The following is a 6175-nucleotide window of genomic DNA, read 5'->3' as shown; positions in this document are numbered from 1 at the left end:
GCCAAATTCCCGACAAGCCCAAGACCGGTCACACTCACAAAATCACAATTTCAATATTGGATACACGTACCGATGTGAAGGCAACAGTCGCCATTCGGGCAACCGTGCCAATTGTGCTGCCAAATTCCCGACAAGCCCAAGACCGGTCACACTCACAAAATCACAATTTCAATATTGGATACACGTACCGATGTGAAGGCAACAGTCGCCATTCGGGTAAATGGTACCCACTTCAAATCCAAATGTTCAGGAACTTTCAGAAAAACATGATTTATCGGCACAACTTGATATTCCGAATGATTTCCGTAGTGAAAGACAATATCTCCCGGGACATATTCTTTGACACCTTTCCCTACCTCTACGACTTTACTCACACTTGAATATCCGGGACAAACGGGAAGCTTCGCCCAGTCTTCTTTCCCCGATAGCATCGCGAGCTCTGTACCTGGGCTAATGAGTGAATAAATCAATTGGACTAGAACTTCTTGCCCAGCCAATGTTTCGGGAATAAAGTTTTCTTCCACGGTTTCTACTTGTTGCGGGCTAACAAACATAATCTTTCTGTTTTTCATTATGATCACTCCTCGTTATCGTCTACTCTAATAATGTAAGGCTTTTCATTTTCACTGTCTTTGATTGCAAAAACGATTTTTTGTCGAAAACAACGATTATTGGCAATTCACAAAAATAAGCCCACAAGATCTCAAAGATCTTGTGGGCTTATTTTATTTTTCAGACCTTATTTGATTTTATCTACAACGGATAGATCGATTGCTCTGATTACTTTTGCCGGATTGCCCCCAACAATAACATGATCTGCTACATCCTTCGTAACAACGGCTCCAGACGCAATGACCACATTGTCGCCAATGGTAACACCTGGATTAATGATTGCACCGCCGCCTATCCAAACGTTATGTCCAATCTTTATTGGTTTGCCGTATTCCGCACCTGTGTTCCGCAAAGTAGGATGGATGGGATGTGTGGCCGTATAAATCTGTACATTAGGCGCTATAAAGCAATTGTCGCCAATCGTAACCTCACACACATCCAGAATCGTGCAATTGAAATTCGCATAGAAGTTTTCCCCAACATGGATATTATATCCATAATCGCAGCGGAAATTAGGTTCCACAAAGAAAGATGAGCCTGTTGAACCAAAAAGCTCTTTGATCAATTCTGTTCGTTTTTCATATTCGGTTTCTGTTGTTTGATTATATAGCCTTACTAATCTCCTCGCATTTTCCCGCCCTGCAACAAGCTCAGAGTCAGACGCCATATACAATTCGCCTTGCAGCATTTTTTCTTTTTCAGTTTTCATCATTATTTTCCCCTTCCGAGTGAAACGATTGTTTATTTTCGCCTATTGTGATCTGACTGATACGACATGTAAAGCTGCTATCACCTGGGCTGCAAGCATATACGCCTACACTCAACACCTTTGCATCTATATGAAGATGCGCGATTCTCATTTGTGACCAAATCTGTCCATCATAGGAATATTCCATCAGAAAGTCCTGCCCTCTTTTTCTAATCTGATAAAAAATCGCTGTCATGTTGGAAGAAATATCTGTGGACGCCCAATCGGAATAACCCATGTTGGTAACAACCGAACCCATTCTGCTAAACTCCGCGTTCTCAAACTCGGTGGATACTTTGATCCAATTCTCTTCATCCAACCTTACCAGAAGACCACACTGATCATAAGTCATTTTCGGAGTAAACTCAAAATATGCCGTCAGCGTAAAATCATGGTCCACTTTCGTCAGAAAGCTGTGTCCGTTATCTCTTTGAAACCCATAGGAAGTTTTTTGCCAGAAATCGGTTTGTGGTTCTGTTTGAATCGTTAGTATTTTATTAGAATCATATGTGTACGATTGAGGCTCATTTACCCAATAAAAAGGATGTACGCTTGTGCTGCCTTTTTGAATATGTTGCATCATCATTCTCCAGTTTTCAAAAGTATCTCATTCCCCGCATCATAGTCATAAACAGGGAGGATCTGATCAAACAAACGATTAAATAGTTTATGCTTCTTTTGATAGCGATCAGGGTGCCTTGGGATGAACTTTTGTTTAATGACCACACATTGCTGTACGGCATCTTCATAGCTTGCGAACAACCCTTCTGACACAGCGCCAATCATCGCAGCGCCGAGGCAGGCCGCTTCTTCATTTTCAGGAATAGCCACAATATACGCGGTAATATCCGATTTCATTTGTGACCACAGCTCTGAACGGGCACCTCCGCCAGTCGATATGATCATTTCTGCCTTTACGCCTATTTCTTCCAAGCACATCATATTTTTCTTTAAAAGATGGACGACACCTTCCATGATAGCCAGGGTCAAATCAAACTTATCATGTTTCATTTTAATCCCATAAAATACACCGTTTGCATCTGCATGATAATCCGGCGCATTGACTCCCGTAATATATGGAAGAAAAATAAGCTCGTTCGGTATGGTTTTCTTCTGCAGCTCCACATTGATTTGACTGTACGTATAATCCCCCAGAAAGTTTTCCTTAAACCATTCCAAGCTAATTCCTCCGCTTCACATACGGGCAGCAAAACATAAGTATCTTTAAAAGGTCCATAATGACAAGGAATCCGCAAACGGCCAATTATCGGTGAATGAACCATTGTAGCTATGGAAAGCACTGTCCCTGTAGACTCGCTAATGATTCCTTCCCGAATGTTGCCAGTGCCAATCATACCTGCAAAGTGGTCAAGTGTTCCGACATTGACAGTCGTTTCCGGGTGCAGACCGAGATCATCAGCTACTGAGCGGGTTATGGCGCCAATGTTCGTACAAGGCTCAACAAGCTGTGGAAGTTGTTCTACAGAAACACCACAGTAAGCAAGCATATCCTCCCAATACTGCTTCTTGCGGATATCAAAATAATAGGTAAAGTTGTATATGGAATATTCACCATATAACTTTCCAGTTAGACGGAACTGGATATAGTCCTTGAGCATGACATACTTGGCAACCTGCGAGAAAATATGAGGTTCATGTTTACGTATCCAAAGCATCTTGGTGATGGGCCAGGTAGGGATAATAGCAGGCTGCCCCGTAATCTGAAAGCATGTTTCCTCGTCAAAAACCGCCATTAGCTCTTCGCATTCTTCTTTCGAACGCATATCGAGCCATGAAATTCCGTTTCGAAGCGGCTTTCCTTCTGTATCTATCATAATCAACGACTCGGCTTGACCTGTCAGGACAATTTGATGTGTGGTATCGGCAGCACCGTAGCTTTTTGCACAGCATCTTTTAATGGCCGATGATACCGTTTCAAAATACTGCTCCGCATCGAATTCTACACGATCCCCATTACGCAGATAAGCCACATTCTCCGATTCCATAAAAAGCAGCTGAAGGCTGTTATTATAGGCAGCCACCTTAATGTTTGTTGTACCAAGATCAATCGCAATCATTCCCATTCCATACACCTGCTTTATATGATATTCAACATGGTCCCTCTGTAATACAACGTTGTAAAAATAATAAGTCAAATAATAGACTATTTATTCCCGATTAACAGTGAAATATTTATTAATTTACAACGTTGTTATTATTTAAGCATTATATCCTCTCCTTGTCAATATTTAAAACCACTCTTACATCCGATTATTAGCGTATTCGTAGGATTGTTGACAAGCTCTGTTTAAATCTTTAAAATAAAACATATCATATGATGTCATCTAAAGCCCTACTTACAACGTTATTACAAATGGCATTGTCTATTAAAAATATAAATAAACGAGGATCGTTATGAAACCCACTTTAAAAAAAAGTGTTACCATTAAATCGATTGCCGAAGAGATGGGCATTTCGTTCTCTACTGTTTCCAAAGCTTTGAATGGTGACCCCCTTGTCAACAAAGAAACCGTAAAGCGCGTTCTCCAGAAAGCAGAGGAGCTCAACTATTCTCCTAATCTTCTCGCAAGAGGCTTGCGAAGCAAAGACACGAAAACCATCGGAATCATCTTGAATGATCTTGAGAATCCGGCTCATACCAACATTGTCAAAAAATCGCCATAGACTTAGCACAATACGATTACACAACGCTTTTATGCGATTCGCAATTTGACCTCTCTATGGAAAGAAAGAACATTTTAACGGTATTGTCCAGAATGCCGGATAGTATCATTATTTCTCCAGTCAGCTCCAATACGGACAATTTAATGCTGCTTGCCAACCTTTTTGATAAAACGATTATACTTGATCATGTCTCCGATTCTATTGATACCAACTACGTGAAAGTCAATCACATGCGGGCAGGCTATCTTTCCGCGATGGCGATGTTGAACAAGAATCATAAACAAAACCTTGTGCTGGCCGGACCCGTGGATTTCCCAGTAAGCAATCAATATATTGAAGGCATTAAACAGGCTTATGAGGAGGTTGATCTGCCTTTTCATGATCAAATGATCGTTCACGGCATTCCTTCTATTGAAAACGGTTATAAAGCGATCCTCGATTACTATAAGACCGATGGCACAGCTAAACCATTCACAGGCGTCATTGCCTTCTGCGATACACTCGCTTATGGCGTATTCAAAGCCGCCGCCAAATTGAACCTACGCATTCCAGAGGATATCAATGTCATTGGCTACGATGATAATCCTTTAACCGTGTTTTCGGCCCCGCCGCTGACTACGATTCATTTCCCAAGAGAACGCGTAGCGGCCCATTGCTCAGAAATATTGATTGCGAAGCTCGTCAATAATGAGGAGCGCATGAAATTTTATTCCCTAGAACCCAATTTGGTAGAGAGAGGGTCCATTCAAACTAAAGCTTGAATTGGTCCACCATGTGTGTAAGCTGCCCCGCCGCCTTAAACAATAACGTGGACGAGGCAGCAATTTCCTGAAAACTTGCCGTCTGTTCTTCTGCAGCCGCCGCTACCTCTTGACTTTCTAGTGAAGCACGTATCGCTGTATCCTGTATCGTATGACTCATGACTTCAACCTTTTGAATATCCACGGCCATTTTTTCTATCTCGTTGGTGAATGCTTTCAACTGCTTGTCAACAACCTCACTGGATTGTGCAATGTCTACAAAAGCGCCTCTTGCATCCTCAGCTATCGCCACGCCGCCTAAAACCTCTTCCACACCCTGAAACATACGATCAGCCACTTCCTCAGAACTGAGACGAATTTCTTGCAAACTGACCGTGATTTCCTTGGCAGCCTTCGCCGATGCTTCGGCAAGTACACTTACTTCCTTCGCAACGACTGCAAATCCTCTACCATGAATACCCGCTCTCGCTGCTTCAATGGCGGCATTTAGCGATAAAAGATTCGTTTGCACAGCAATATCGTTGATGGTCTTCAGCATGTTCGCAATTTCTCTGGATCTTTCCTTCAAGACCTCTGTGGTCATCTGTGTCCCTACAATTTTTTGTTTAATCACGTTAATCTGGCTCAACAGCAACACCATCTTATCCTTGCCGTTCCTTGCTGCAAAGGCAGCCGTCTCGGATGAAGAAACCATGATACGGGCATTCTCCTGCATGCTTTTATGCCCTTCATACAGCTCATTTACAACCTCAAACGTTTTGCTAACATGCTCCGACTGATCGATAGACCCTGCTGCAACCATTTCTATCGAAACGGCAATCTGCTCTACAGCACGACTATTATGCTCCAAGTTGCTTTTGAGCAGCTCAGCGGATAAAGCTACGTCCACACTGTTCTCACTTATTTGCGTTATCACATTGGACAGGTTTTGACTCATTGTGTTATACGCATCTGCTAAAACGGCAAGATCGTCTTTTGATCTAAAATCAAGCCTGCTTATCTTGAGGTTTCCTTTGGATATTTCCAAGGCATAGTGGGCAAGCTCTCTGATGCGATTGGTGATGCGATTTGAGAATAGGGTGGCTCCCCACATGCTTAATGTCCCGCATAGCAAAATCAATACCAGAAGCCACATACCCGTCTGCTTCGTTTGCTTATTGAGCTGATCCTTCATGCCCTGTTGGTGACTTAGCTCAACATTAATGAACTCATCTAGCGCATTTTTCAAATAGCTTTGCAGCTTAGTCTGCGTTTCCTTTTGTTCCAAGATTTCAGATAAACGGGCGCCATTTCCGATGGCATCCACAATTTTTTGTCCATTAACGATGAAATTCACTGCATGTCGATTCACCAAATCGATGGCTGTTTG

The 6175-nt window shown here is 42.3% G+C and carries 8 protein-coding genes; 2 read left to right on the top strand and 6 right to left on the bottom strand.

The genetic code is table 11. From position 1 onward, the window contains the following. Nucleotides 1–152 precede the first annotated feature (152 nt). From FU659_RS34340 to FU659_RS34320, 5 genes are all read right to left on the bottom strand, one after another. Nucleotides 153–572: an alcohol dehydrogenase catalytic domain-containing protein gene (locus FU659_RS34340; RefSeq protein ID WP_187274609.1), complete on the bottom strand. Its 420-nt coding sequence runs from the start codon at nt 570–572 to the stop codon at nt 153–155. Nucleotides 573–739: 167 nt separating this feature from the next. Then, the gene (locus tag FU659_RS34335) at nt 740–1321 is read right to left on the bottom strand and encodes a sugar O-acetyltransferase (protein ID WP_147951648.1); all 582 of its coding nucleotides are present in this window, start codon (nt 1319–1321) and stop codon (nt 740–742) included. After that, nucleotides 1311–1946, bottom strand: coding sequence for a DUF1349 domain-containing protein (locus FU659_RS34330; protein WP_147951647.1), 636 nt, complete (start codon nt 1944–1946; stop codon nt 1311–1313). The genes FU659_RS34335 and FU659_RS34330 overlap by 11 nt, the downstream gene beginning before the upstream one ends. Beyond that, on the bottom strand, nt 1943–2485 hold the full coding sequence (locus tag FU659_RS34325) for an FGGY-family carbohydrate kinase (protein WP_187274608.1): 543 nt from the start codon (nt 2483–2485) through the stop codon (nt 1943–1945). Before FU659_RS34325 ends, FU659_RS34330 begins: the two co-directional genes overlap by 4 nt. Further along, entirely contained in the window at nt 2368–3438 is a 1071-nt protein-coding gene (locus tag FU659_RS34320) for an FGGY-family carbohydrate kinase (protein ID WP_222708716.1), read from the bottom strand. Before FU659_RS34320 ends, FU659_RS34325 begins: the two co-directional genes overlap by 118 nt. Nucleotides 3439–3775: 337 nt before the next feature. On the opposite strand from FU659_RS34320, the gene FU659_RS34315 reads away from it, so the two are divergent. Next, nucleotides 3776–4045 carry a LacI family DNA-binding transcriptional regulator gene (locus FU659_RS34315; RefSeq protein WP_147951644.1) on the top strand — a complete coding sequence of 90 codons (270 nt, stop codon included), beginning with the start codon at nt 3776–3778 and terminating at the stop codon, nt 4043–4045. Next, nucleotides 4036–4806, top strand: a complete 771-nt coding sequence (locus FU659_RS34310; protein WP_147951643.1) for a LacI family DNA-binding transcriptional regulator — start codon at nt 4036–4038, stop codon at nt 4804–4806. The genes FU659_RS34315 and FU659_RS34310 overlap by 10 nt, the downstream gene beginning before the upstream one ends. Here the strand turns inward: FU659_RS34310 and FU659_RS34305 are convergent. Next, the coding region (locus tag FU659_RS34305; RefSeq protein ID WP_147951642.1) for a methyl-accepting chemotaxis protein at nt 4796–6175 on the bottom strand (1380 nt) is incomplete at its 5' end. The genes FU659_RS34310 and FU659_RS34305 overlap by 11 nt on opposite strands.

This window comes from Paenibacillus sp. N3.4 (assembly GCF_008017805.1).
GTDB lineage: Bacteria > Bacillota > Bacilli > Paenibacillales > NBRC-103111 > Paenibacillus_E.
This window is presented reverse-complemented; position numbering and strand designations above follow the sequence as displayed.

What these genes read in the sequence shown, in the direction of transcription:
- FU659_RS34340 (WP_187274609.1), bottom strand. Translation starts at nt 572, where the DNA reads ATGAAAAACAGAAAGATTATGTTTGTTAGCCCGCAACAAGTAGAAACC.
- FU659_RS34335 (WP_147951648.1), bottom strand. Translation starts at nt 1,321, where the DNA reads ATGAAAACTGAAAAAGAAAAAATGCTGCAAGGCGAATTGTATATGGCG.
- FU659_RS34330 (WP_147951647.1), bottom strand. Translation starts at nt 1,946, where the DNA reads ATGATGATGCAACATATTCAAAAAGGCAGCACAAGCGTACATCCTTTT.
- FU659_RS34320 (WP_222708716.1), bottom strand. Translation starts at nt 3,438, where the DNA reads ATGATTGCGATTGATCTTGGTACAACAAACATTAAGGTGGCTGCCTAT.
- FU659_RS34315 (WP_147951644.1), top strand. Translation starts at nt 3,776, where the DNA reads ATGAAACCCACTTTAAAAAAAAGTGTTACCATTAAATCGATTGCCGAA.